Annotated in this window: 25 protein-coding genes and 1 riboswitch; of the genes, 3 read left to right on the forward strand and 22 right to left on the reverse strand. The window is 27.4% G+C overall.

From position 1 onward, the window contains the following. From ACQPVP_RS12690 to ACQPVP_RS12700, 3 genes are read right to left on the reverse strand one after another with little or no spacing between them, the layout of a single operon-like run. Nucleotides 1-894 carry a permease gene (locus ACQPVP_RS12690; RefSeq protein ID WP_430850491.1) on the reverse strand — a complete coding sequence of 298 codons (894 nt, stop codon included), beginning with the start codon at nt 892-894 and terminating at the stop codon, nt 1-3. Beyond that, nucleotides 891-1,520, reverse strand: coding sequence for a GTP-binding protein (locus tag ACQPVP_RS12695; protein WP_430850493.1), 630 nt, complete (start codon nt 1,518-1,520; stop codon nt 891-893). Before ACQPVP_RS12695 ends, ACQPVP_RS12690 begins: the two co-directional genes overlap by 4 nt. Before the next feature lie 8 nt (nt 1,521-1,528). Continuing rightward, on the reverse strand, nt 1,529-2,464 hold the full coding sequence (locus tag ACQPVP_RS12700) for a CobW family GTP-binding protein (protein WP_430850495.1): 936 nt from the start codon (nt 2,462-2,464) through the stop codon (nt 1,529-1,531). Between the two features lie 196 nt (nt 2,465-2,660). On the opposite strand from ACQPVP_RS12700, the gene ACQPVP_RS12705 reads away from it, so the two are divergent. Continuing rightward, the gene (locus tag ACQPVP_RS12705) at nt 2,661-3,263 is read left to right on the forward strand and encodes a DUF975 family protein (protein ID WP_430850497.1); all 603 of its coding nucleotides are present in this window, start codon (nt 2,661-2,663) and stop codon (nt 3,261-3,263) included. A gap of 470 nt (nt 3,264-3,733) precedes the next feature. Here the strand turns inward: ACQPVP_RS12705 and deoC are convergent, their stop codons facing one another. The 5 genes from deoC to ACQPVP_RS12730 all read right to left on the reverse strand — a co-directional run bounded on the left by deoC (nt 3,734) and on the right by ACQPVP_RS12730 (nt 7,870). Continuing rightward, entirely contained in the window at nt 3,734-4,408 is a 675-nt protein-coding gene (deoC, locus tag ACQPVP_RS12710) for a deoxyribose-phosphate aldolase (protein WP_430850498.1), read from the reverse strand. A gap of 80 nt (nt 4,409-4,488) precedes the next feature. Beyond that, complete coding sequence (locus ACQPVP_RS12715) at nt 4,489-5,535, reverse strand: DNA polymerase IV (protein ID WP_430850500.1); 1,047 nt, start codon at nt 5,533-5,535, stop codon at nt 4,489-4,491. Nucleotides 5,536-5,545: 10 nt separating this feature from the next. Next, nucleotides 5,546-6,496: a DUF4003 family protein gene (locus tag ACQPVP_RS12720; RefSeq protein WP_430850502.1), complete on the reverse strand. Its 951-nt coding sequence runs from the start codon at nt 6,494-6,496 to the stop codon at nt 5,546-5,548. Between the two features lie 168 nt (nt 6,497-6,664). Further along, nucleotides 6,665-7,327 (reverse strand): hypothetical protein, encoded by a 663-nt coding sequence (locus ACQPVP_RS12725; protein WP_430850504.1) that lies wholly within the window; start codon nt 7,325-7,327, stop codon nt 6,665-6,667. A 267-nt stretch (nt 7,328-7,594) separates the two neighbouring features. Beyond that, nucleotides 7,595-7,870, reverse strand: coding sequence for a hypothetical protein (locus ACQPVP_RS12730; protein WP_430850506.1), 276 nt, complete (start codon nt 7,868-7,870; stop codon nt 7,595-7,597). 260 nt (nt 7,871-8,130) lie between these two features. Here ACQPVP_RS12730 and ACQPVP_RS12735 point away from each other — a divergent pair, with 260 nt between their 5' ends. After that, nucleotides 8,131-8,547: a hypothetical protein gene (locus tag ACQPVP_RS12735; RefSeq protein ID WP_430850508.1), complete on the forward strand. Its 417-nt coding sequence runs from the start codon at nt 8,131-8,133 to the stop codon at nt 8,545-8,547. Nucleotides 8,548-8,680: 133 nt separating this feature from the next. Here ACQPVP_RS12735 and thiI read toward each other — a convergent pair whose 3' ends face one another. The 6 genes from thiI to ACQPVP_RS12765 all read right to left on the reverse strand — a co-directional run bounded on the left by thiI (nt 8,681) and on the right by ACQPVP_RS12765 (nt 16,612). After that, nucleotides 8,681-9,835 (reverse strand): tRNA uracil 4-sulfurtransferase ThiI, encoded by a 1,155-nt coding sequence (thiI, locus tag ACQPVP_RS12740; protein WP_430850510.1) that lies wholly within the window; start codon nt 9,833-9,835, stop codon nt 8,681-8,683. Continuing rightward, entirely contained in the window at nt 9,832-10,977 is a 1,146-nt protein-coding gene (locus tag ACQPVP_RS12745; protein WP_430850512.1) for a cysteine desulfurase family protein, read from the reverse strand. The genes thiI and ACQPVP_RS12745 overlap by 4 nt, the downstream gene beginning before the upstream one ends. Nucleotides 10,978-11,140: 163 nt before the next feature. Beyond that, nucleotides 11,141-11,578, reverse strand: coding sequence for an ACT domain-containing protein (locus tag ACQPVP_RS12750; RefSeq protein ID WP_430841250.1), 438 nt, complete (start codon nt 11,576-11,578; stop codon nt 11,141-11,143). Nucleotides 11,579-11,588: 10 nt separating this feature from the next. Further along, on the reverse strand, nt 11,589-12,473 hold the full coding sequence (gene thrB / locus ACQPVP_RS12755; protein ID WP_430850513.1) for a homoserine kinase: 885 nt from the start codon (nt 12,471-12,473) through the stop codon (nt 11,589-11,591). Next, the gene (gene thrC, locus ACQPVP_RS12760; protein WP_430850515.1) at nt 12,460-13,932 is read right to left on the reverse strand and encodes a threonine synthase; all 1,473 of its coding nucleotides are present in this window, start codon (nt 13,930-13,932) and stop codon (nt 12,460-12,462) included. The genes thrB and thrC overlap by 14 nt, the downstream gene beginning before the upstream one ends. Before the next feature lie 130 nt (nt 13,933-14,062). Continuing rightward, on the reverse strand, nt 14,063-16,612 hold the full coding sequence (locus tag ACQPVP_RS12765) for a calcium-translocating P-type ATPase, SERCA-type (protein ID WP_430850517.1): 2,550 nt from the start codon (nt 16,610-16,612) through the stop codon (nt 14,063-14,065). Between the two features lie 207 nt (nt 16,613-16,819). Here ACQPVP_RS12765 and ACQPVP_RS12770 point away from each other — a divergent pair, with 207 nt between their 5' ends. Continuing rightward, complete coding sequence (locus ACQPVP_RS12770; RefSeq protein WP_430850519.1) at nt 16,820-18,460, forward strand: putative manganese-dependent inorganic diphosphatase; 1,641 nt, start codon at nt 16,820-16,822, stop codon at nt 18,458-18,460. Nucleotides 18,461-18,535: 75 nt separating this feature from the next. Here the strand turns inward: ACQPVP_RS12770 and ACQPVP_RS12775 are convergent, their stop codons facing one another. The 8 genes from ACQPVP_RS12775 to ACQPVP_RS12810 form a co-directional block, all read right to left on the reverse strand. Then, a complete protein-coding gene (locus ACQPVP_RS12775) occupies nt 18,536-19,291 on the reverse strand; it encodes an ABC transporter ATP-binding protein (protein ID WP_430850521.1) in 756 nt (251 codons plus the stop codon). Further along, on the reverse strand, nt 19,291-20,358 hold the full coding sequence (locus tag ACQPVP_RS12780; RefSeq protein WP_430850523.1) for a FecCD family ABC transporter permease: 1,068 nt from the start codon (nt 20,356-20,358) through the stop codon (nt 19,291-19,293). The genes ACQPVP_RS12775 and ACQPVP_RS12780 overlap by 1 nt, the downstream gene beginning before the upstream one ends. Continuing rightward, entirely contained in the window at nt 20,345-21,358 is a 1,014-nt protein-coding gene (locus tag ACQPVP_RS12785; protein WP_430850525.1) for an ABC transporter substrate-binding protein, read from the reverse strand. The genes ACQPVP_RS12780 and ACQPVP_RS12785 overlap by 14 nt, the downstream gene beginning before the upstream one ends. Nucleotides 21,359-21,462: 104 nt before the next feature. Continuing rightward, nucleotides 21,463-21,667, reverse strand: a riboswitch (cobalamin riboswitch). Nucleotides 21,668-21,778: 111 nt separating this feature from the next. Further along, nucleotides 21,779-22,594, reverse strand: a complete 816-nt coding sequence (locus tag ACQPVP_RS12790) for an aminotransferase class IV (RefSeq protein WP_430850527.1) — start codon at nt 22,592-22,594, stop codon at nt 21,779-21,781. A 13-nt stretch (nt 22,595-22,607) separates the two neighbouring features. Beyond that, nucleotides 22,608-23,246 (reverse strand): HAD-IB family hydrolase, encoded by a 639-nt coding sequence (locus ACQPVP_RS12795; protein WP_430850529.1) that lies wholly within the window; start codon nt 23,244-23,246, stop codon nt 22,608-22,610. A 168-nt stretch (nt 23,247-23,414) separates the two neighbouring features. Continuing rightward, nucleotides 23,415-24,608, reverse strand: a complete 1,194-nt coding sequence (locus tag ACQPVP_RS12800) for a pyridoxal phosphate-dependent aminotransferase (RefSeq protein WP_430850531.1) — start codon at nt 24,606-24,608, stop codon at nt 23,415-23,417. A 15-nt stretch (nt 24,609-24,623) separates the two neighbouring features. Beyond that, nucleotides 24,624-25,445: a PHP domain-containing protein gene (locus ACQPVP_RS12805; protein ID WP_430850533.1), complete on the reverse strand. Its 822-nt coding sequence runs from the start codon at nt 25,443-25,445 to the stop codon at nt 24,624-24,626. Nucleotides 25,446-25,541: 96 nt separating this feature from the next. After that, nucleotides 25,542-25,874, reverse strand: a complete 333-nt coding sequence (locus ACQPVP_RS12810; RefSeq protein WP_430850535.1) for a DUF1292 domain-containing protein — start codon at nt 25,872-25,874, stop codon at nt 25,542-25,544. Nucleotides 25,875-25,957 lie beyond the last annotated feature (83 nt).

Raw genomic sequence — 25,957 nt, forward strand, 5'->3', positions numbered from 1 at the left:
CTAAAATATAAACGTTAATGATATTGAAAAGGCTAGTACAACTAAAATAATTAAAGAAATTAGTTTTATTGCAAAAGATTTTTTAAAATACGATCCTATTATAATTGCATTTTTTAAATCTAACATAGGTCCTAATATCAAAAATGCTGATACAGCTGGAATTCCAAAATAGTCCAAAAATCCCTTTGCAATAAATGCATCTGCTTCTGAACATAAGGATAACAAAAAAGCTAATAACATCATTATTCCAATTGGTAAAATTACTCCATTAGAATAGTTTGATAAAACTTCTTCTTTTACAAGAACAATAAATATGCTTGATAAAAAAGATCCAAATATGTAGTATCTTAATATATTGAAAAATTCTTTATTTGAATGCTCCAAACATAATCTTAGCTTCGATTTGTTATAAAAATAATCTGTAACTTCGCATCCACAATCACATATATTTTCATATTGACTTTTTACCTTAACAACTTGCTCCTTTTTATTAGTAAATACTTCTATTAAAAATCCTATAATAATTGCAGATACAATACCACCTAATACTCTTATTAAAACTATATTTATATCCTTAAACGCATAATAAGTTGATGCAACTACAACAGGATTTACTATTGGTACTGAAAGCATAAACACTATAGCTACCGCAATAGGAACCCCTTTTTTTATTAAGCTTCTTCCTATAGGCACTATAGCGCATTCACAAATTGGAATGAATATTCCTAAAAAAGCTGCAAATATTATTGAAATAAACCTACTTCTAGGTAAAATTTTTTTTACTAAATCCTCAGATATATACATTTGAATTATAGAGGATATTATAGATCCTATTAGTATAAAAGGTAATGCTTCTAATATCATACTTATAAAAATATTAGCCCACTTTATCATACAATCTCCTCCTTTTTTGCTAATAGAGATTTAAATCTTTTTATTATTTTCTCTTCCTTAAAATACCTAGAACTTCTTATATCAAAGTCAAAATTAGATGTATCATAAAATAGGATAATAGGAGCTACAGTATTAATGTCTTTAATGTCTTTAATTAATTCCTTTTGCCTTATTTTATCTAACAATGATAAATTATTTAAAATTATTAATTTACTAGACTGAATAAATGGGATAATTATTTCACCTAAATTTTTTAAATAAACATCTAGATTTCTACTATCTCCTATATAATAACTTCCATAAAAGCTAATTTTTTTTCTAACTTCTTTATCTTTAAATATTTCTCCAATAATGTTTAAGTTGAGAGTTCCATTAAACTCGATTATTATTCTATTATATTCATTCCCTTTAATTTCTTTAAATAATACTTCCTTTAATGTATTTATCTCTTCTAAATATACAATTTTTACATTTTGTAAGTCTCTTCTTATATTAGAAATTCCCTTTTCTAAAAGAATAATTAATATTTCTTTTTCTATACAAATCTCAGTATTTAAATAGGAGTTTATAAAAGATGTTTTACCAGAACCTAAGAATCCACTTACTATTTCAAGTTTTACCTTCATTTCATTCCTCAATCAAATAGATTTTGTAAATCTTTTTTATTTAAGTTAACTCCTATAAATGAAATTACACTAGATTTACTACTATTTATTTTTCTTATTTCAAATTCATCTTTTACAAAGTCAAATTGTCCAAAATTACCATCTGTAAGCTTAACTACACCTTTTGCCCTTAAAACATCTCCAAATTCCTTTGATGAAGAAATAAAATTAAACTTAGATACTAATTCTGACTTTGAAATTCTTCTATTAGGATATATAGCAAAACTTTCAAAAACATCTTTTGCCTTATTATCTTCAATAGTTCTTAATCTTGGATTTAATATTCTACTCTCATTAATATTAATTGATTGAAACTCTTGATTAGTTAAAATATCTACTCCCTTTATTCTTCTCCAATCATCACTTATAATTATAGCTTTCCTATTAATTTTTCTAATTTTAAGAATTATATCATCTAACTTTTCCTTATTTATGCTTTGCGTTCTACTTAAAAGTATTTTTTTTGTATTTATAATTTGATCTTCATAAAAATCTTTAAAATTAGTTATATATAAATCAAATTTTTCTGGATCAATAACAGTTATTATATTATCTATTTGGGTCTTGTCTCTTAACTTTACATCTTTAAAAATTCTAACTATATCAGTTAATTTTGCAACACCAGAAGGTTCAACTATAACCCTAGTTGGATTATAATTTTCTATTACTTCTAAAACCGCTTCTTTAAAATCACCTATTACCTCACAACATATACATCCAGAGTTTATTTCTTTAATCTTTATATTAGACTCCTTAAGAATTAAAGCATCTATACTAACTTCTCCAAATTCATTTTCTATAATTGCTACTTTTCCCTCATATGCTCCATCTTTAATAAGCTTTTTAATAAGAAATGTTTTTCCTGCTCCTAGAAAGCCTGAAAAAATATCTATCTTTATTTTCATTTATAACACCTCTAATAAATACTATTTTGCTCTACACATTTTATGAAAAAAATAATTCCTTTATTACTAAAATTGTATATATCTTGTGAAGTTATTTAATTATCATCCATGTATTATTTATATTTAAATATATACTTCATTTCCCCTATAAAGTATTGTATAATTTAATTAACAAATAAATTAGGGGTGTAATAATATGGATAGGGCTTATATCAAATCAAAATCAAAACAACAGCTGAAAGAAAATTTAGTAATTTCAATAATTACAGTATTCATAGCTAGTATTTTTATCGATGCATCTACATTTAAAAATGGGATAACCTTCTTTTATGATGAAGGATCCTCTATATACTTTGACTTATTTACATTATTATTTGCTGGAGTATTTACTGCAGGTCTTAATAAGTTTTTATTAAAAATAGTAAAGAATTCAGAAACACCGGAAATTAAAGATTTATTTTCATATTTTAATATTTATTTGAAAACATTAGGCTTATATATTACTATTGGTATAATTGCTTTTATTGGAACTTTACTTTTTATAGTTCCAGGAATTATATTATTAATTATGTTTTCTCAATCATTCTTCATTTTGGCTGAAAATCCATCTAAATCAATAAAAGATTGCATTATAGAAAGTAAAGAAATGATGTATGGACACAAATTCGAGTATTTTGTTCTACAACTCTCCTTTATTGGTTGGTATATACTCGCTGTAATTACACTTGGTATTGCTTCTTTTTGGGTAAATCCTTATGTGAAAATAACAAATGCTAATTATTATCTTGAAATTAAGTAATTAATATACTTTTAAATAAATTATATTTCACAAAATTAACCACTTAAATTTTATAATAAAATATAATTATAAAACAAAAAGTAACTCGACAAAATTGTCGAGTTACTTTCATAAATTTTAAATAGTTAATTAACCACTATTTTCCCCATTGGTTATTAGTAGCTGTTTTTTCAGCACCATGATTATATCCAGTATCTGAATTATGCTTCTTTTCCTTATTTTTCTTTTCACATCCACACTTGCCCATTTTATACACCTCCTTAACTTACACTATTATTATTTGCTTTAAAGAGATTTTAATGTTATAAAAAATGTTCAATATATGGATTATTAATTAATGAAATCTTTTAATTTCCAAACTAATTTTTAGAATAAATAAAGCATATAACCTATATAATAAAAATTACTTCTTATTTTTTCTTTTATTATATAAAAGGAGGCTGTCATTTTGACAACCTCCTTTTTAAATATTAGTACGTAGAATCTGATTTAGTTCCTTCACAAATTGCTATTGAAGCTGAAGCACCTATTCTAGTTGCTCCATTTTCTATCATAGTCATTGCATCTTCTAAACTTCTAACTCCACCTGAAGCCTTTACTCCAAGATCTGGTCCAACAGTTTCTCTCATTAATTTTATATCACTTGCAGTTGCTCCACCAGTACTAAATCCAGTTGATGTTTTAACAAAATCTGCACCTACTTCCTTTGATAGCTTACAAGCAGTTATCTTTTCTTCATCTGTTAAAAGACAAGTTTCTATTATAACTTTTGTTAAAGCTTTTCCCTTAGCAACATTAACAACAGATTCTATATCATTTTTAACATATTCTAAATTTCCTTCTTTAAGCTTTCCAACGTTTATAACCATATCAACTTCAGTTGCACCTTTTTTGATAACATCTTCTGTTTCAAAGACTTTTACTTCAGTTGTTGTTGCTCCTAAAGGAAATCCTATTACAGTACAAACCTTTACATCGCTATCCTTTAACATACTTGCAGCTTTTTCAACCATGGCAGGATTAACACAAACTGATGCAAAATTATACTCTAATGCTTCCTTACATAGCTTTTCAATTTCTTTCTCAGTAGCCTCTGGCTTTAAACTAGTATGATCAATCATTCTAGCCAAATCTTTCTTATTCATAAAAGATCTCCTCCTATAATGTATATTTGTATTTTAAACATTCTCATTATATAGTAAAATCACTAATAATTAAAGTAATTTTAAAATAAAGTTAACTGTTCCACTATATTTTTTTTAAAAGAAGATACAGTCACACCAATTAATCTAATATTTTCATTGATTTCTTCACTATCTAGTATTTCCTGACAAGTTTTATATATATCATTAAAATTATTTGTATAAAAATTTAAGGTTCTACTTCTTGTATGACTTTGAAAATTTTCTGTTTTATATTTGACTGTTATAGTCTTTCCCTCAATGCTTTGTCTTATTAATTGATTACTTATTTCTTCTGAAAAATCCTTTAAGTATTCCATTAACTCTTCTTTCTCTTTTGTATCAATCTTTAGAGTTCTTTCTCTTCCATAAGACTTTCTATCTCTTTCTACTTCAACTTCTCTATTATCTATTCCTCTAATTCTATCATATATTTCTAATCCATACTTTCCTAGATATTCTATATAAAAGTCTTTTGGCATTTCATATAAGTCTTTTACTGTAAATATACCTATATTATTTAACCTTTCAACTGATTTTTTTCCTAATCCATATATTTTAGAAATTGGAAATGGTAAAAGAATTTCAGGTACCATATCTTTAGTTATTACTTTTATACCATTTGGTTTATTCCAATCAGATGCTAATTTAGCTAAAAATTTATTATAAGAAATTCCAATTGAAATAGTTAGTCCAATTTCTCTAAGCACTCTAGTTTTTATATATTTAGCTGCTTCTATTCCATTATTAAATCTACTATTTGTAATATCTAAATAAGCTTCATCTATTGAAAGAGGTTCTATTATGGGTGTTACATCTCTTAGTATATTAAAAACTTTCCTAGATACTTCCTTATATCTAAACATTCTGGTTCTTTGATATATTCCATGAGGACATAACTTTCTTGCAATAAAAATTGGCATTGCAGAATGAATTCCATATTTTCTAGCTTCATAAGAACACGTTGATACAACACCTCTTTCACTTACTCCACCTACTATTACTGGCTTTCCTCTAAGTTCTTTATTATCAAGCTGTTCTACTGATGCAAAAAACGCATCCATATCCACATGTAAAATTAACCTTTCCATCTTAACTCCTTTAAGCTAAGGCCTCTGCAAACATTCCTTTATTTTTTGACTTTATAAAGCAATATACACCTTGTGCTAATAATTCATCTATATAGTTTCTATTTTCATTAATTGTTGTAAATGATATTATTGTTATTGCTATAATTGTTCTAAAACCTTTATCCATATAATATTCATATTCACTTTCTTCTTCACATAAAGTTTCTATTACACCCTCAATTAAATCTATACTCTTTCTAACATCTCTATTAGACAACATACCTAGTAATGGTAAAAATTGCGATGCTAGTTTTATATCTCTTTTTTCTAGTTGTAAAATAAATTCTATAGTTTTATACATATGTCCAGATGAGCCATTTAGCATTATAGCATTAGTTAAGCCTTGAATACCATTCTTAGATTTTATATTTAAATTTGTCATATTATTATAAATAGTTTCTATAAATTCATCTATAGTATTTATTTCTATATCATTTAATGCCCATAATGCACAAACTAAATAATCATCTTCTCCTGTTATATTATAATATTTTTCTTTTAATAAAATAAATACTTCCTTCATCTTATTAGCAATTTTATATTTATCGTTATTCTTGCCATATTTAGCAATAACAAATGATGTTAAAACTAGATAGTCGCACTCATAAAATCCTTCATGTCTTAATATTTCTTCTACTTGGTATATATCACTAATTAATTCTTTTTCATTTTCATTTTCTATAGCTATTAAAAGAGATAGTATATACAATATATCTCCCCTAAAAGGAGATACCCTAGAGGATGTTTCCTTTATATATTTTCTAATTTCTTTCACCTTTTCAAAAGGTATTTCTTTTTCATAATGTGCAAAAACTAAAGAAGCAAAATGATTAATTAAATCCCCATCATTCCTTAAATCCATCTTTGCATTTCTATAGTTCTCAATTGTCAGATTTATTCTGTCTTTGAGAAGTTTTTCCATATTCACATTCCCTCACTTTACTTACGCATATTAAATTCCCCTATTTCATTATACTATAAAATTTGTGTCAGTTTGATAACAAAATAATAACAATTCCTAAAATTAAAGTAGCCAAGGTAAGAAAAACTTATCTTGGCTCTTAAACTTTATCCTTAGTTTATTTAATTATTAACAACAGAACAATAATGCAAGCGCTGCTAATCCAAAAAATCCACCACCGCCAAAGCCGCATCCACCGCCAAAGCCACATCCGCCGTCAAAACCGCATCCGCTACCAAAGCCGCATCCACCACCAAAGCCACATCCACAGTTATTTTGTGGTGCAAAAACACTTCCATTTTTATCAAAAATAATAATTAACTTTACAGTTTTATCACAATCTGTTATAAACATTTGAGGAAATTCACATAAAAATTGTGATATAGCTGGACTAAAAGATCTTACTATTATTGCAAACTCTTGTGGAGCACATGTTTCTGGAACAAAACTATCCATCATATTACAGCTATCATTAAAGTCTTCTACTCCAAATTTAAAACTATCCATGTTAAAATCATCACAACATGACTCACGTATTTCTTTGCAACAAGGATTTTTTCTTATTACTCTAATTGGACTAGAAATAGCAATTAAATTATTACATGGTAAAGCTGGAGCCTCTAAAACACCATCACACCCAGTAACTATAATATTAATTTTTATTCCATCACCACATATACACTTTGGCAAATTTCTTCTAATTTTTCTTCCTATACATCCATCAGCACAAATAATTAAATTAAATTCTTTGCAGCAAGACATATTTTCTACCTTTTTTAAACATATTTTCATTAGTATCTTCTCCTTTTATCTAAAAGTATGGATAGTACATAATATGTTTAAATAATCTATTGTTTCCCTAAAATAAATTTTATTATTCTTGTATAAAAATATATAGAATGGTTAATAATACAAAAGGATACAGTAATCAGTGTCCTCTTAATATTATGAAAAAATTAGGGTAGTATTTTTATTGTAATACTACCCTAATTCTATTATTTTAATACTAATTAAATTGTTTTAAACTTAATTCTTCACTTTTTATTCTTCTATATCAAATTATATACTTCTTATATAAAATCCATTGTTATATGTTTCTTTGTCATATTTTATTTCTATGTCATTACATAATTTTTCATCTTTTTTTGAAATTACAAAGCTAACTCCATCTATAATAACTTCAAAATCATCTTCAGTTACATAATCTGCATAAAGATCATATGCTGGCTTTCCACAACCGACTGCAACTACCTTAACTCTAATATTATTATATTTACTCTCCTCTAATTTCTCTAATAAAGCTACTTTTGTTGATTCATTAAATATTATATTCATCTTTGTCATCCCTTCTTAAAATGTTAATTAATATGATTAAAATTATATCACTCCTATATTATCTTTCCTATATTGTAATAATAAATATTTTATAAGCAAATAATATTATAAAGTGAAAACTTACTATTAAAATTTTAAACGAAATTGAAAAATAATAAATTCAATTTTTTATTTTATTAATACTCTAATTATGTTATAATGACCTTGGTATTATAATTGTTTATTATAGAATAATTCATAGATATAAAGGAGTTTTAATTATGGGTTTCAAAGATAAAATGAGTAAATACTTCACAGATGCATATATGGAAAAATATGGAGATAGAATGACTAGTACAGCTGGTACTGTTTTATCTATAAAAATTGAAGAAAAAAATATATTAGGAATTATAAGAAAATTAACTGCTCATATTTTAATTAAACCAGATATGGGTAAAGGTGTAGTTAAAACTCAATATAAGGTTAGAAAATGGTTTAAAAAGCCTACTTTTATTGATGTTAAACAAGGTCATAAGGTTATTATCATGGGAATCGAAGGTGAAAAAGGTAAGGCTGATTCTGAAGTAATTACTATTTCTAATATAGCTAATCTAACTACTAAAAAAGACCTACAACCATTTGATCATAGCCAGCTTAAAAAAGCAAGACAACAAGCAACAAGAATGAGAGCTAGATAATAAAATAATATTTCTCTCTACAGAAAATAGAAATGTATAATTTGTATAGGAATTTAGTTTAACTAAATTCCTATTTTAGTTTATTGCTCTAAATTAAAATAACTGCCTCCAATATCTAGAGACAGTTGTTTTACTAGTTAAATACTACAAGTTCTGTTTCTTCAATAGCCTTATTAACTAATTCTTCAATATTTAATACTTCTTCTGATTTTCTTATTAAATCTACTCTTGGTTTAGTTTTTGGATGTTTAGGTACAAATATTGTACAACAGTCTTCATATGGTAAGATAGATGTTTCGTAAGTTCCAATTTCTCTTGCAATATCCATAATATCAGTTTTATCCATTGCTATTAGAGGTCTAAATACAGGTCTATCTGCACAATCGTTACTTACCATTAAACCTTCCATAGTTTGACTTGCAACTTGGCCTATACTTTCTCCTGTAGCTACTGATTGTATTCCATACTTTTCAGCTAATGAGCAAGCCACTCTCATCATAAATCTTCTCATTATTATAGTTAACTCATCTTCTCTACACCCATTTATTATAGCCATTTGAATTTCTGTAAAAGGTACTATATGTAAATTAACTCTTTCAGTATAATTAGATAATATCTTAGCTAAGTCTTTAACCTTATCCTTTGCTCTTTCAGAAGTATATGGGTGACTATGATAATATACACAGTGTAATTCAACACCTCTTTTAGCCATTAAATAGCCTGCAACTGGTGAATCAATACCACCTGATAGCATAAGCATTGTACTACCATTTATTCCATATGGAAGTCCACCAACACCTTTTATTTTATCTTTTGTAGTATATATGTATGCATTTTCTCTAATCTCTATATTTACTAAACACTCTGGATTTTTAACTTTAACTTCTAATCCATTCATATTATAAACTACGAAAGCTCCAACTTCTTTAGATGTTTCTAAAGAATTCTTTGGAAATGCCTTATTAGCTCTATTAGTTTCAATTTTAAAATTCTTTGGATTAGCTTCTTTAACCTTATTTAAAGCTTCTTCCTTAATAGCTTGCATATCTCTTGGTACTTCAGTAACTATACAAACTTCAGCTACACCAAAAACCTTTCTTACTCTTTCAGTAGCTTCTTCAATGTCATCGGCTTTAATAAAATATCTTCCTTGATCTGAAATTAAAGTATATTCTATTCCCTTTAATTTTTTCTTAATATTATCTCTTAATTTTTTTTCGAACTTATTTCTATTTAAGCCCTTTAAAAAAATTTCTGATGCATATTTTACTAGTATTAATTTATTCATCTTCTAACTCTCCTTAAAAATGTTAATGAACTTTTTAAAACTTCTATAACTTTATCTACTTCTTCTTTTGTATTAAACTTTGAAAATGAAAATCTTATAGCACTTTCAATTTCTTTATTACTTAATCCTAAAGCTTTAATTACATAACTTCCTTTCGCTGCACTAGTCTTTGAAGTACATGCAGAACCTGTTGCTACATATATATTATTTTCTTCTAATAAATGAAGTAAAACCTCTGCCCTAACACCTACAAAAGAAACGTTTAATATATATGGTGTAAAGTCATCTCTTAAAGGACTATTAATTCTTATATTATCTATCTCACTTAATCTATTTATCATATATTCTTTAATAGATTTTACATATTCAAAACTAGAATTAATATTTTCCATAGTTATTTCAGCAGCCTTATGTAATCCTATAATTCCTGGCACATTATGAGTACCACCTCTTATTCCACCTTCTTGACTTCCACCATTTATTAAAGGATTTAATACTATACCTTTCTTAATAAAAGTAAAGCCAACACCCTTTGGTCCATGAATTTTATGACCAGCTGCTGTTAACATGTCTATATTCATTTTTTTAACATCTATATTTAACTTTCCATAAGATTGTACTGCATCAACATGAAATCTTGCCCTAGAACTCTTATTTTTTATAAGCTTACCTATTTCCTCTAAATTTTGAATTGCTCCCATTTCATTATTTACATGAATTATTGTAATTAATACAGTATCTTTAGTAATGGCCTTTTCTAACTCATCTAATGATATTCTACCATCCTTGTCTAAATTTAAATATGTTACCTTAACTCCATTTTTTTCAAGTTCCTTATAAGTCATTAAAATTGAATGATGCTCAAAATTAGTAGTAATTATATGGTGTCCAGGTTTTGCCAACCCCTTAACTATCAAATTATTTCCTTCACTACCACCTGATGTAAAATATATTTCATCCTTTGATGCATTTATACTTTTACCTATAAATTCCCTTGCCTCATTTATTTTCTTTTCGGCTTTTATTCCTATCTTATGAAGAGATGATGGATTACCGTAATATTCCTCCATAGCCTTCGCTGTATTTTCTATAACTTCTTTATATGGTTTTGTTGTTGCACTATTGTCAAAATAAATTTCCAAAGTTTATCCCTCCCTTTAGTATTTTACAATAGATTTAAAATTAATATATCAAATTTCTAAAAATAAATAAAGATATTTCTATCTAAACTTCATATCCATTAAAAAAAGGCTATATTAAAATAGCCTTTTTTTACGCGTGATATCAAAACTTTCTAAAGAAAGTTTATTCCATTGCTACAAATTCAACTTTTTCAACATCCTTTAATTTTGACAATCCTTCCATTAATGTAGTTAAGTCTCCATTAATAGATGAAATATTAATAGTTAAACTTACGTTAGCTTTTTTATTCATTGGTATACCTTGGTTTATAGTTATAATACTTCCACCTTCCTCAGAAATAAAATTTAATATTCCTGAAAGTACACCCTTATTATCATTTATCATCATATTTATTGTTACCTTTTGCCCTTGATCTGTTTCTACAAGTTCAAAAACTGTATCTTTATATTTATAATAAACACTTCTACTAATATTAACAGTTTTAGCTGCTTCGGTAACGTCTTTAACCTTACCCTCTTTAAGTAATCTTTTTGCATCAACTACTTTTTCATAAACATCTGGTAAGGCTCTTTTATCAACAATCAAAAAATTACCCTTCATTAGTACCACCTTAATATACCATAGCCCCCCAATTATCTATACAAAACTCCTTTACATCCCAAGATATATCTTCATAATAAAAAAAAGATTTAATATTATCAACTATATCCTCATCATTACTTTTAATAATAGCCATAATCGTTGGCCCTGCCCCACTTAAAAAGCAACTTAAGGCTCCTAGAGATATACACTTACTATAAACTAAATCATAGTTTTTTATTAAATGACTTCTATACTTTTCATGCATAGCATCCTTGCAACTATATTTTAATAGTTCATACTTTCCATTTGCAAAGGCCGATATCATTAAAGATACCCTACTTATATTATATATTGCCTCTTTAAACCCTACATCAGTAGGTAATACCTTTCTTGCTAATGATGTAGATAGCTCAAAATCTGGAATTAACGCTACAAAACTAATTCCTTCTTTTACATCTATTTTATTATAAAACACATTTTTATTTTCTACAATAGATACAACCATTCCTCCAAAAAAAGCTGGAGCTATATTGTCAGGATGACCTTCTATCTCAACTCCAATTTTAAAAAGTTCCTCAATACTTAATGGATTTCCCATAATTTGATTTGCCCCTAAAAGTCCAGCTACAATACAGGTAGAGCTTGAGCCTAAGCCTCTTGATATAGGAATCTCTTCTTTAATTAAAGCTATTTTTAAACCTTTAGGTTTATAATTACACTTATCAAAACAAGCTTTCATAGCCTTATACACTATATTATCTTCATTTGAATACTCTTCTTTAAACCCATAAAATTTAATTTCTTTAGTATCCTCTGAAAATTCAAATTCATTATATAAATTAAAAGCTATACCTAAAGTATCAAAACCTGGTCCCATATTAGCTGAAGTTGCTGGAACTCTAACCTTTATCATTACTATCTCCTAAAAAACTCAAAAGGGCATTTTTCAAATCATTTGTTTCTGATATAAAATTATAAATAATTTCTTTATTATTTAATCCTTTTAAATTATTTGGAACTTCCACTTTGGAAAAATTATATAATTTCTCAATAACTTCAAAATCATCAATATTATTCACTTCCATTTTTAAAGCATTTGAAATGCTTCTTGGAAATTTATATGGACTGGCTGTTGAAGCAATTAAGTATGGTGTTGTATCTTCAGTATCTCTTATATATTTATTCAGAACTACATAAGCTACTGCAGTATGAGTATCAACTAAATAACCCTCTTCATTATATAAATAATTTATTGCATTATAAACTTCTTCATTTTTGGCATAATTTCCATAAAAGTCTTTTAACCCTTTTTTAATCTTTTCATTAACAGTGTATACTCCATTATCACTTAACTCTTTCATTAAGTCTTTGATTTCATTAGCATCCCTACCACTTGCTTCAAATAATAGTCTTTCTAAGTTAGATGAAACTAGTATATCCATAGAAGGCGATTCTGTTAATATAAGATCCCTTCTCTTATCGTATACCCCTTTATTAAAAAAGTCAGAAAGAACATTATTTTCATTAGATGCACATATAAACTTTGCAACAGGAAGCCCCATTTCCCTTGCATAATATGCAGCTAGTATATTTCCGAAGTTTCCAGTAGGAACTACTATATTTATTTTATCCCCTATTTTTATTTGTTGCTTATTGACTAATTTAAGATAACCATAAAAATAATAAATTATTTGTGGTATTAATCTTCCAATATTAATTGAGTTAGCCGAAGAAAGCCTATAATTCATTTTAAGAAGTTCTTCTTTAAATTCATTATCCCCAAATATTTCTTTGACTCCTCTTTGAGCATCATCGAAATTGCCCTTAATTCCGACTACTCTTACATTTCTTCCCTCTTGAGTTACCATTTGCATTTCTTGAACTGGACTTACTCCCTCTTTGGGATAATATACCATCACCCTAAATCCTTCTACATCTTTAAATCCTTCTAAAGCAGCTTTTCCTGTATCTCCTGAAGTAGCTGCCAATATAACTATTTCTTCATTAATATTGAGCTTTTTCTTTGCTAAGCTCATAATTTGAGGAAGAAATAATAAAGCTGCATCTTTAAATGCTGAAGTTGGTCCATGATATAATTCTAGAAAACCATTTTTCTCTACTACTTTAAATCGATTTTCATATGCTTTGCTTATTGCATCTTTTATTTCCTCATTTGAAAAGTCTGTGAAAAACTCTTTTATAACTTCAAAGGCAACTTCCTCATAAGTCATATCTATTTTTTCTTTAATTTTCTCAAATAAGTTAGGAAAACTTACTGGAACACATAGTCCACCATCTTTAGATATTCCGTTTATAATTGCCTGGGAGGAAGGTATCCATTTCTCTACTCCTCTAGTACTAATAAACCTCATAAAATCACCCCAAATCTTGGTTTATTACCCTTAAATTTATAATATCATGTTTTTGTTTTATATACAAGTGTTTTTATTTTGGATACACATAAAAAAATAGAAGCAAATTTTGCTCCTATTTTTTATCTAATTATTTTTTAGTTTTAATAAATAAATACACACTATTTATTATAAATATTACCCCTGAATAGAATAAAACTATTCCCCATTGTCCTAAATCTAATGGAACAGTATTAAAAACTCCTGCTAAGAAAGGAATATATAAAATTGAACATACCATAGTTACAGACACTAAAACAGCTCCAACTAAGTATGGATTAGTAAATATCTTAATTTCAAAAATTGAGTGTCTTTCAGATCTACATTCAAATACATGTAAAAGCTGAGACATAACTAATGTTATTAAAGCTAGCGTTCTACAAGTTGCTAAATCCATCCCATAAAGCCTTCCTGTCATAAAAGATAATAATGTACAAATTCCAATTAAGCATCCTCTAATTACTATTTTTGACCATAATCCTCTAGCAAATATACTTTCTCCTTTTTCCCTTGGCTGTTGCATCATTATATCCTTATCAGGAGGATCTACACCAAGTGCAATAGCTGGAAGTCCATCAGTTGCTAAATTTACAAATAGTATTTGTATTGGCGTTAAAGGATTTGGCAAATAAAAAATAGATGCTAGGAACATAGTTAAAACTTCTCCTAAATTACAAGATAATAAATATCTTATAAATTTTCTTATATTATCGTATATTACCCTTCCTTCTTCTACTGCAGAAACTATAGTTGCAAAGTTATCATCCATAAGTACCATTGATGCTGCTTCCTTTGTAACATCTGTTCCCGATATACCCATGGCTATTCCTATATCAGCCTCTTTAATAGCTGGTGCATCATTTACACCATCTCCAGTCATTGCTACAATATTATTTTGCTTCTTAAAAGCCTTAACAATTCTAAGCTTATGATGTGGTGATACCCTTGCAAAAACTCTAATATTCTTAACTTTTTTAACTAAATCTTCATCACTTATTTTTTCTATTTCTTCTCCAGTAATTGCTTGATCATCTGTATTACAAATATTTATAGATTTAGCTATGGCTAAAGCAGTATTCTTATGATCTCCTGTAATCATAACTGGCTTTATACCAGCAAGCTTACATTTTAATACAGCATCTCTAACTTCAATCCTTGGAGGATCAATACTACCTGCAACTCCTAAGAAGATTAAATCTTTTTCTAAATTATCGCTTTTAACTAATCCCGTTTCTTTGTAAGCAGCTGCAATACATCTTAAAGCTCTATTAGACATAGCTTCTATATATGAAGCAACTTGTCTTTTTTTTTGAGAAGTTAAAGGTTTAATAGTCCCATTTTCAAGTATATGTGTGCATCTTTCTATTACTCTTTCTGGAGCTCCTTTCATATAGCAAACTTCCTTAGACCCTTCTCTCACTATAACACTCATCATTTTTCTAGTAGAATCAAAAGGAATATCAAAAACTCTATTGGAATTTGTCATAAAAGCCTTTAACATATTAACGTCACTAAAGAAAGCTTTTACTAAAGCTGTTTCTGTTGGATCTCCATATAAAGCCCTATCTATGTTTTTAACATTAAAATCATAATTACAATCATTACAATAAATTAAAGCCTTCATTATAGTTGAATGGTTATTTAATTCATCCTTATCTAAATCATATATTTTCCCATTCATATATATTTCTTTAACTGTCATCTTATTTTGCGTTAATGTTCCAGTTTTATCAGAACATATTACAGATGTACAACCTAATGTTTCTACTGCAGGCAATTTTCTAACTAATGCATTTTTCTTTAACATTCTAGATACACCTAAAGCTAATGCAACTGTAACTATTGCTGCTAATCCCTCTGGTATTGCAGCTACCGCTAAAGAAACACCAAGTAAAAACATTTCTGCTATTTCATTTCCTCTAAGTATTCCAAGAATAGTTACTACAGTACAAATAACTAAGCAAAGTGCTACTAGAATTTTTCCAAGTGAATCCAACCTCTCTCTTAAAGGAGATTTTTCTTCTTCAATATTATCTAAGAGATTTGCTATTTTACCCATTTCAGTATTCATTCCAATTCCATCAACAAGTAAGATAGCTCTTCCTTTTAATATTGTTGTTCCCATAAATCCTTGGTTCTTTCCTTTTCTTGAATCTTTTGAAACTCCAACTGATTCACCTGTTAAAAGTGATTCATCTACCATTGTTCCTGATGCTTCTATAAATGAACCATCAGCCGGTATTCTATCTCCAGCTTCTAAAATTACTAAATCGCCTAATGTAACCTCTATAGAGTTAATTACTCTTAAAACTCCATCTCTAATAACTTTACATGTAGGGGCAGCAAGCTCCTTTAATGCCTCAAGAGATTTTTCTGTTCTATACTCTTGAACAAAACCCATAATTGCATTTACAACTACTATTATAAGTATTGTTATAGCATCTGCTGTGTCTCCCATTAAACCTGATATCACAGTTGCTGCTATTAATACCCAAACTATAAAGTCATTAAATTGAGATAAGAATATTACTATAGGTGATGTTTTCTTCTTATGGGATATTTCATTTAGCCCATATGTATTTTGTCTCTTCTCTGCTTCCTTTGTAGATAGACCCCTAGATATTTCTCGTTCTTGTATCACCGGTTGTCCTCCTTATAATAGTTTCTATATATTATATTTAGTAAATTTAAAGATATGATTTTTTTTGAAATTTTCACTAAATTTTAATTAATAAGTTATTGTTTATATAACAAATTTCTACATATACTTCTATTAGGCATCTTTACAAATCATTAAGATAAATATAGAATATGTATAGATGAATAATAAACTAAGGAGGGTAATATCTTGAAAGATGTAATATATGTAACTGGACATAAAAATCCAGATTCAGATTCAATATGTGCTGCTTATGCATATGCTGAATTTAAAAATAAGACAGGCAGCAATTTACCTGCTATTCCAGTTAGACTTGGAAATGTAAATAGAGAAACTCAATATATTCTTGATTATTTTGGAGTAGAAGCTCCTCAATTATTGAAAACCGTAAAATTAAAGGTGGAAGATCTTGAATTTGATAAGATTACTCCAGTATCACCTGAAATATCTTTAAAAATGGCTTGGAACATAATGAGAGAAAAAAATATAAAGACTCTTCCTGTAGCAGATGAAAACAATCATTTACTAGGTGTTTTAGCTATTTCAAACTTAACTTCTTGCTATATGGATATTTGGGATAACAGAATTTTAGCAAAGAGTAATACTACTTTTAATAACATAGTAGATACATTATCAGCAAAAGAAATATATACTAATCCTAATACTAAACATTTTCCTGGTAAGATAGTAGTTACTGCTATGAAACCTGAAAGTATGAAAGATCACATAGATGCTGGTGATATAGCAATAGTTGGTGATAGAGAGGAGGTTCAAAACGCATTATTAGACTTAGATATTTCTCTTATGATTATAACAGGATCACATACACCTACAGATAAAATAATTGAAAAAGCTAAGAAATCTAATATAAGTGTTATAACAACACCTCATGATTCATTTACTGCATCAAGACTTATAATTCAAAGTATCCCTGTTGGATATGTAATGATTAAGGATAATTTAGTAACCTTTTCAACTGAAGAGTTAGTTGATGATGTTAAACCAGTAATGATTGAAACCAGATTTAGAAGCTATCCTGTTATAGATTCAAATGACAAAGTAATTGGTACTATGTCAAGATATCACTTAATTTCAAACTATAGAAAGAAAATAATTCAAGTTGACCATAATGAAAGAGGTCAATCAGTTGATGGATTAGAAGATGCTGATATCTTAGAAATTATAGATCACCATAGAGTAGCTGATATTCAAACTAGCGGCCCATTATACTTTAGAAGTGAACCTATTGGAAGTACTTCTACAATAGTTGGTAAATGCTTCTTTGAAAATGGAATTAGACCTTCTAAACAAGCTGCTGGGCTTTTATGTGGTGCAATAATTTCTGATACATTATTATTTAGAAGTCCAACTTGTACTCCACAAGATAAACAAACTTGCTTAAAGCTTGCTGAAATTGCAGGAATAAACGTTGAAGAATTCGCTAAGGAAATGTTTAAAGCTGGTACTTCACTTAAAGGAAAAACAGTTGAAGAAATCTTTAACCAAGACTTTAAGCCATTTACAATTGGAGAAACTAAAGTTGGTATCGCACAAGTTAACACTATGGATATAGAAGGATTTATGCCATTAAAAGACGAAATGTTAACTTATATGACTACAAAGGCTAAAGAAGATGGTTTAGATATGACTTTACTATTATTAACTGATATTCTTAACGAAGGATCACAAATTTTAGTAGCTGGAGATAAACCAGAAATAGCTGAAAAAGCATTTAATGTTACTTTAAATGCTAGTACTGCTTTCTTAGATGGTGTACTTTCAAGAAAGAAACAAGTAGTCCCACCAATAACTGCAGCTATAAATTCTTAATAAATAACAAAAGGATACCTTAGGTATCCTTTTGTTATTTATTTTTAATTAATTTATAATCAACTAAAATATTATTTATAATAAATAAGAAATATGGACTCTTTCATTGTCTACTATTATTTTTGAATCTACCTCGTAAACATCTTTTATAAGTTCCTTTGTCAAAACATTTTTTGGCTTTCCGTATTTAATAATTTCTCCATCTTTTAAGACAAATATTTTATCACAATACATAGCTGCAATATTTAGATCATGAATAGCTGCAATAACTTCTATATTTAAATTTCTAACTATTTTCATAAGTTGTAATTGATACTTTATATCCAAATGATTTGTTGGCTCATCCAATATTAAGCACTTAGGATTTTGTGCTAATGCTCTTGCAAGAATTACTCTTTGTTGCTCTCCACCTGATAGACTTTGAAAAGTTCTATCTTTTAAATCTAGCATATCAACATTTTTTAAAGCATTATTTACAATATCATAATCTTCCTTATTATCTCTTTCCATAAATTTTTTATGTGGTGATCTTCCCATTAAAACAATATCTTTAACAGTAAAATCAAAATTATAATTATTATGCTGAGACAATACTCCTACCATTTTTGAACTTTCTTTTACTGATATACTTTTCATATCAATTCCATCTAATTTTATTATACCTTTGCTTGGCTTCAATACTCTATATAAGCACTTTAAGAAAGTAGATTTTCCACTGCCATTAGGACCTATTATCCCTACAAACTCTTTATTATCTACTTCCATATTTATTCCCTTTAATATATTGAACTTATCTAATACAACATTAATATTTTCTGCTTTTATATTCATTACTTATTACCACCAAAACCATAATTTTTTTTAATCATAAGCCATACAAACAAAGGAGCTCCTATTATTGATATGACTATTCCAATAGGTATTTCTGTCCCCTTTATTAAAATCCTTGAAATCACATCTGCCCATATTAAAATTATAGATCCTAATAAAGCAGCTATTGGTATTATCTTTTTATGATTAGTTCCAAAAATTATTCTCACTATATGAGGTATTATTAGACCAATAAAGCCAATCATTCCTGATACATATACTAACATTCCTATCATAAGTGAAGTTATTACTAAATATATAATTCTATATTTATGTAAATCTGTACCTAAAGTAATTGATACTTCATCACCTAACAACATTAAATTTAACGTTCTATACTGAGTTATAAAAAATATTGTTCCTAAAATAATAATTGGAAATATAATAATTATTTCATTCCACTTAGCTCCAGCTAAACTTCCCATAAGCCAAAAAGTTATAGTTTTTAATTTCTGTGAATCATCTGATATATAAACTAAAAAACTAGAAAAGGAACTACAAACAGAACTTAATGCCATACCTGCTAACAGTAGCTTTATAGAATTGCTTCTTCCTCCTATATTAGATAAAGCTAAAACTAATATAGAAATTGAAAACGCCCCAATAAATCCCATAAATCCAATTGAATTACTACCAAACACACTCCCTATACCAAGTACTACTGAAAGTGTTGCTCCTAAGGATGCCCCGGACGATACTCCTAAAATATATGGATCTGCCAAAGGATTTTTAACTATTGCTTGCATTACTATCCCAACTACTGATAACCCTGCTCCAACTTCAATAGCTAAAACTATTCTTGGCATTCTTATAAGCCATACTACATCTGCTATAGGTCCTGTAGAAACTGATGAATCTCCTATTTTAAATAATTTATATAATATAACTTTATACACTTCTTTTACAGTAATATCAACTGAACCTATAGTGACAGATAATCCTATAGATAGAAAAAGTATAATTAATAGTATAATAGAAGTTCCTATATAAATAGGAACTTCCTTAATAAACTTATTATTCATTTCCATATAACCCACTTGCAAAAGTATTTATACCGTCTATAGTTCTTATTCCACTAGAGTACATATCTCCTAATGGAATAGCATACACTCTTCCATTTTTAACTGCTGAAAGACTTGCAAATGCAGGATTATTTAAAACTTTATTAACTTCTTCAAGAGCAATATTTTCGTCTCCTCTATCCATATAAGAAACAAAAATACAATCAGGATTTAACTTTATTAAATCTTCTGCACCTATATTCCCACCTTCTGGATTTAAAATTTCTGCTCCTAATTGTGTTAACATATCTCCTGCTAAGGTCTTAGATCCATATGTATAGATATCTTCATCATAGAACTCTACTACCATAGCACTTTGTTTTTCTTCACTACTTACCTTTTCAGATACTTCCTTAATAGTAGATGTAATATTATCTACTATAGCTTGTGCTTTGTCTTCTACATTAAAAATCTTACCTATATTTAATATATCTGTTATTTCATTTTCTATTGTTCTTTCTTTAGCTGCTCCACTATTTAATGAAATATATGTATTTACTCCACTTTCATTCCAATAGTCAATATCACCTAATCTTTTATTATCAAATAAAGAATACCATCCTAATATAAAGTCTGGTTCTTCCATTATTATAGTTTCTTTTGATGGCGTAAATTCTTCTAAATAATTTATTTTACTAAAAGCCTCTTTATATTCATCTTTAACATCATGATCAAGACCCGCAGCTGCAACAATTTTATCTTCTAATCCTAATGCTAACATTGTTTCAATAGAATTTTGATAAATAGCTACAACTTTTTCTGGTGCCTTATAAAAAATTAATTCTACTGGTTCCTTTGAATAATTATAAGTTGTTATAGTTACTGGATAATGTGAGTCATCATTTGATTGAACTTGTCCATTAGAAGAATCATTTGCTTTTTCTTGATTTCCTGTACCACAAGAAACGAGAACTAAGATAAGCATTACGCTTAATAGAATTGCTGTTAAGTTTTTTAATTTTTTCATTTTTCTTCTCCTTTTATCATTTTATATTTCATTTAATATAAAGATATAGGATACCCTTAGTTATTATTTGATATTTAATTAATATCACTCTTTTACCGAAGAGTACCGATATTATAGCATTGGCAAGTCTCCTGACTTATAGATCATAATGTTATTTCTCCTTCTCAAACTATATGTTCAATGGATTATTTTGAAATAACACTCCCTAAATACAGTAGCGGCACTGTGTAGGATTTTCACCTATCTTCCTTTTTAATAAAAATAAATTTAAATATAAATCTATTTTTAACCAATACTATTTAGTATCATTATATTTAACAACTAATTTAGTATATCTAAAAATACTTCTTATGTCTATATTTATATAAAGAATAAAAAGCAATATAACAAATTAATTGCTATATTGCTCTAACTTACAATTTATTTATTAAATTTTTTAATATATTCTTCTATTCCTTTATCAAATTCTCTTATTAATTTTTGAATAGTCTCATTTTCTACATTAAGATTAATATCGTCAACTATTCTTATTGGAAGTATCTTTGGAGATGTTCCTGAAATGAACATAGCCTCAAAATCTTTAACATCATTATACCTAATATTCTTTTCTTCAAATCCAATTCCCAAAGACTTTGCTAGTGCTATAATTCTTCCTCTAGTAACTCCTGGCAAAACTTCTTCTAAGGGTGATGTATATAAAACACCTTCTTTTACCATAAATATATTGGATTTGCTACCTTCTGTTATATACCCTTCATTATTGACTAAAATAGCTTCAAAAGCTTCTGCACTATTAATTTCCTTAGTTACCTTTTCTCTAAAACTACTATCAACAACCTTAGCATTAGGGTTATTTCTTTCTCCATGATAAAGAATAGTTTTGACACCTGTCTTATATAACTCCTCACTAGGATAGCTATGCTTTATACTAAAAACCTTCATAGTGTCTGTTTTAACATCGAAAGTTAATTTTATATTTCCATTTATAACATCGTTAGCATCAATTAATTTAGTTAAATATTCCTTTATCTTATCGTATTTATAGGAAAATGGCTTCTCCATCAGTCTAAAGGATGATTCTAATCTCTTAATATGGTCTTCATAAAATAAAGGAGCTTTATTTATAACTCTTATTACTTCATATATAATTCTTCCCTTTTCCTTTGTATCATTTGTATAATTACTTATAGGCTCTAAATGCCCATCTTCTAAATAATATTGCAAAATAGCTTCCATGACTTCCTCCATATTACTTCCATTTTAATATTTCAAAATTGCTTTTCTTTTTATAATTAATTAAATATGCATTTCCAACTAAATCTAAAAGTGGTTTATCTGATAAGGAATCTGAAAACATATAAGAATTTTTATAATCAACCTCTATATTTTCATTATTTAAAAATTCTTTTAATCTTTTTACCTTTTCTTCCCCCTTACAATTAGCACCATCCATTTTTCTTAGAAATTTTCCATCTGTCATAGAAAATCTGGTTCCTATAATTACATCTACTTCTTTAATTGAATATAGCTCATTTAGATAAAATTCTGGAGATGCAGATATCAAATATACCTTATATCCTTGTCCCTTTAATTTTCTCATCATACTTATTGCATCTTGATATAAAATATTTTCTAAAACATCTCTATAATAATTTTTAACTAAAATTGACAAATCTTTTTCATCTATATTATCTATAAACTTAAGAAAGGACTCTTTAACTTTTTTCTCATCATATACACCAATTTTATACATAATCCCGCTATATATAGCTCTTGGTAAAAATCTGATATTTTTTATATCTTTTGATACGACATATTTATATAATTCTATTAATGTTTCTTTTCTTGTTATTGTATAGTCTACATCAAATATCGCTAATTTATCCAATTCTTTTTCCTCCTAAGTTTTCATAGTTAATTATATACTAAAATTTGTTATTTTTAAACATAAAATATATAGATCCTCCAAAGTAATACAATTTAAAATTCAAATAATTATAATTTATATTATAATAAAAATTGGCTGCCAAAATGACAGCCTAGTTTAAAATATAAATTACTTTAATTTTTTTAAATAACTTTCTAATCTGTCTAAACCTTCTTGTATTACTTCCATAGATGTTGCATAAGATAATCTTATATATTGATCTAATCCAAATGCTATTCCTGGTATTACTGCAACCTTTTCTTCTTCTAATATACTCTTTGAAAAATCTAAAGAAGATTTAATTAAAGTACCTCCTATAGTTTTTCCGTAGAAATCTCCTATATAAACCATTATATAAAATGCCCCTCTTGGTTTAATATATGATACTCCTTCTATTTTACTAATTCTATTAATCATATAATTTCTTCGCTTTTCAAACTCTTCTATCATTGCTTTAATACTATCTTGTGGTCCAGTTAATGCTTCAACAGCTGCATATTGAGAAATAGAATTCACATTTGAAGTCACATGACTTTGAATACTACTCATAAGCTTCGCTATTTCCTCACTAGATGCTGAATAACCAACTCTCCATCCTGTCATAGCATAAGACTTTGATAATCCATTAATTACAATAGTTCTATTATAAGCATCTTCTGATAGAGATGCTATACTTATATGCTCTTTATCATCGTAAATTAACTTTTCATAAATTTCATCTGATATTATAATTAAATTATTATCTTTTGCAAATTCTGCAATTTCTATTAATTCCTCTCTTGAATAAATACTTCCTGTTGGATTATTAGGACTATTAATTAATATAGCCTTAGTTTTATTTGTAACTACCTTTTTTAAATCTTCAATGGTATATTTATAATCATTTTGCTTTAATGTATTTACAAATACAGGTACTCCATCTGCTAGTTTAACTAGTTCAGGATAACTTACCCAATAAGGAACCGGAATTATTACCTCATCTCCTTCATTTAGTATCCCTAAAAAAGCATTAGCTAAGCTTTGTTTTGCTCCTGTAGATACTACTATTTGACTTGGATTATATAATAAACCATTATCATTTTTAAACTTATAGCAAATTGCTTTTCTTAAATCTAAAATACCACTAGTTGGTGTGTATTTTGTTTTTCCTTCCTCCATAGCTCTTACAGCAGCTTTTATAATGTTATTAGGAGTATTAAAATCTGGTTCTCCTGCTCCAAAACTTACTACATCGATTCCTGCTTCTTTTAATTCCTTTGCTTTTGCTGTAATTTCTAATGTTATTGATGGATTAATTTGCTTTGCCTTATTAGATAAATCCATTTTTATACCCCCCATTTATTTTTTTGAATTAATTAATTTATTAAATAAATTTTCACTAATACCAAAACTGCCTATTAAATTTTCTTTACATCCTTCTTTTCCATGAAAATCACTGCCACCAGTTACTAACAATTTATATTTCTTGCATAAATTATGAAAATTATTAGTTTGTTCTCTTGTATGACTCGGATGATATACTTCAACGCCCTTTAATCCGTAAAACTTCAAATTTTTAATTATACTTTCTACAGCTGAAGCTTTATAAATTTGTCCAGGATGGGCAAGAACTGCTATTCCTCCTGCATTACTAATAACTTTAATAGCCTCTTTATAATTAAGCTTATATCCCTTAACATAAGCTGGTTTTCCTTTAACTAAATAATTAGTAAAAGCTGCCTTATAATTTTCAAAATATCCTTTTCTTACCATTGCATTAGCAACATGACTTCTTCCTACTGTAGAATTTAAATCTACATCTAAATCATCTAATTCTAACTTAATATCATGTTTTTTTAGATTAAAAAGTATTTCTTCAATTCTTTCTATTCTTGATTTATTTAATTTATCTACAATATTAATTAAATTACTATCATTCATATTAATAAAATATCCTAATATATGAAGTTCAAAATCCTCATATTCAGTGCTTAATTCTATACCAGGTATAACTGTTATATCAGTATATTCTTTCTCCACAACATATTGTGAAGCAATTGAATCATGATCAGTTATTGAAATACTCTTTACCCCTGATTCTCTAGCTATATTAATAATATCTTCTGGTGTCATATTGCCATCTGAATAATTAGAATGAATATGTAAATCTGCATATTTCATTTCAACACCTTATTTCTTAAGTTTATATTAAAAATATATCATTATTAATATAAAATGACAATAAAAAAAGACACTAATGTGTCTTTTTAAATATTTTTATTCTGCTAATTCTTCGCTATAGAATTTTGATACTCTATCAAATTCATCTTCTTCTGGAATTATTAATTCTCCATCTTCTAATGATCTAAATAAGTAAACTGAATCTTCATTAGGATCTTGAGCTAAAATATATTCATTCTCTTCAAATTCAAATGCATCAATTATTGGACAAGATATTACATTTCCATTATCATCTTCTAGATCAACTACAAAGTGTTCATGATGATCTTCTCCACATCCACATTCATCATTATGTTCATGTCCATGATCATGTCCACATCCACATGTATTTTCTTCTTCGTGACATCCACATTTCTTTTCATTTTCCATTTCAATAATCCTCCTTTAATGAGACTAATATTCTATTTAATTCTACCCTTAATTTATAAAAATTAAAAGTAAAAGATTTAAAT

The organism is Clostridium nigeriense (assembly GCF_050585265.1).
Taxonomy (GTDB): domain Bacteria; phylum Bacillota; class Clostridia; order Clostridiales; family Clostridiaceae; genus Clostridium; species Clostridium nigeriense_B.

Excerpts from the sequence above, each read along its gene's own strand:
- ACQPVP_RS12695 (WP_430850493.1), bottom strand. The coding sequence starts at position 1,520 with ATGAAGGTAAAACTTGAAATAGTAAGTGGATTCTTAGGTTCTGGTAAA.
- thiI (WP_430850510.1), bottom strand. The coding sequence starts at position 9,835 with ATGAATAAATTAATACTAGTAAAATATGCATCAGAAATTTTTTTAAAG.
- ACQPVP_RS12790 (WP_430850527.1), bottom strand. The coding sequence starts at position 22,594 with ATGGAAGCTATTTTGCAATATTATTTAGAAGATGGGCATTTAGAGCCT.
- ACQPVP_RS12730 (WP_430850506.1), bottom strand. The coding sequence starts at position 7,870 with ATGAATATAATATTTAATGAATCAACAAAAGTAGCTTTATTAGAGAAA.
- ACQPVP_RS12785 (WP_430850525.1), bottom strand. The coding sequence starts at position 21,358 with ATGAAAAAATTAAAAAACTTAACAGCAATTCTATTAAGCGTAATGCTT.
- thrC (WP_430850515.1), bottom strand. The coding sequence starts at position 13,932 with ATGAGGTTTATTAGTACTAGAGGAGTAGAGAAATGGATACCTTCCTCC.
- ACQPVP_RS12800 (WP_430850531.1), bottom strand. The coding sequence starts at position 24,608 with ATGGATTTATCTAATAAGGCAAAGCAAATTAATCCATCAATAACATTA.
- ACQPVP_RS12750 (WP_430841250.1), bottom strand. The coding sequence starts at position 11,578 with ATGAAGGGTAATTTTTTGATTGTTGATAAAAGAGCCTTACCAGATGTT.
- thrB (WP_430850513.1), bottom strand. The coding sequence starts at position 12,473 with ATGATAAAGGTTAGAGTTCCAGCAACTTCAGCTAATATGGGACCAGGT.
- ACQPVP_RS12705 (WP_430850497.1), top strand. The coding sequence starts at position 2,661 with ATGGATAGGGCTTATATCAAATCAAAATCAAAACAACAGCTGAAAGAA.
- ACQPVP_RS12810 (WP_430850535.1), bottom strand. The coding sequence starts at position 25,874 with ATGGAAAATGAAAAGAAATGTGGATGTCACGAAGAAGAAAATACATGT.
- ACQPVP_RS12735 (WP_430850508.1), top strand. The coding sequence starts at position 8,131 with ATGGGTTTCAAAGATAAAATGAGTAAATACTTCACAGATGCATATATG.
- deoC (WP_430850498.1), bottom strand. The coding sequence starts at position 4,408 with ATGAATAAGAAAGATTTGGCTAGAATGATTGATCATACTAGTTTAAAG.
- ACQPVP_RS12720 (WP_430850502.1), bottom strand. The coding sequence starts at position 6,496 with ATGGAAAAACTTCTCAAAGACAGAATAAATCTGACAATTGAGAACTAT.
- ACQPVP_RS12775 (WP_430850521.1), bottom strand. The coding sequence starts at position 19,291 with ATGAATATAAAAGCAGAAAATATTAATGTTGTATTAGATAAGTTCAAT.
- ACQPVP_RS12725 (WP_430850504.1), bottom strand. The coding sequence starts at position 7,327 with ATGAAAATATGTTTAAAAAAGGTAGAAAATATGTCTTGCTGCAAAGAA.
- ACQPVP_RS12690 (WP_430850491.1), bottom strand. The coding sequence starts at position 894 with ATGATAAAGTGGGCTAATATTTTTATAAGTATGATATTAGAAGCATTA.
- ACQPVP_RS12715 (WP_430850500.1), bottom strand. The coding sequence starts at position 5,535 with ATGGAAAGGTTAATTTTACATGTGGATATGGATGCGTTTTTTGCATCA.
- ACQPVP_RS12780 (WP_430850523.1), bottom strand. The coding sequence starts at position 20,358 with ATGGAAATGAATAATAAGTTTATTAAGGAAGTTCCTATTTATATAGGA.
- ACQPVP_RS12805 (WP_430850533.1), bottom strand. The coding sequence starts at position 25,445 with ATGAAATATGCAGATTTACATATTCATTCTAATTATTCAGATGGCAAT.
- ACQPVP_RS12700 (WP_430850495.1), bottom strand. The coding sequence starts at position 2,464 with ATGAAAATAAAGATAGATATTTTTTCAGGCTTTCTAGGAGCAGGAAAA.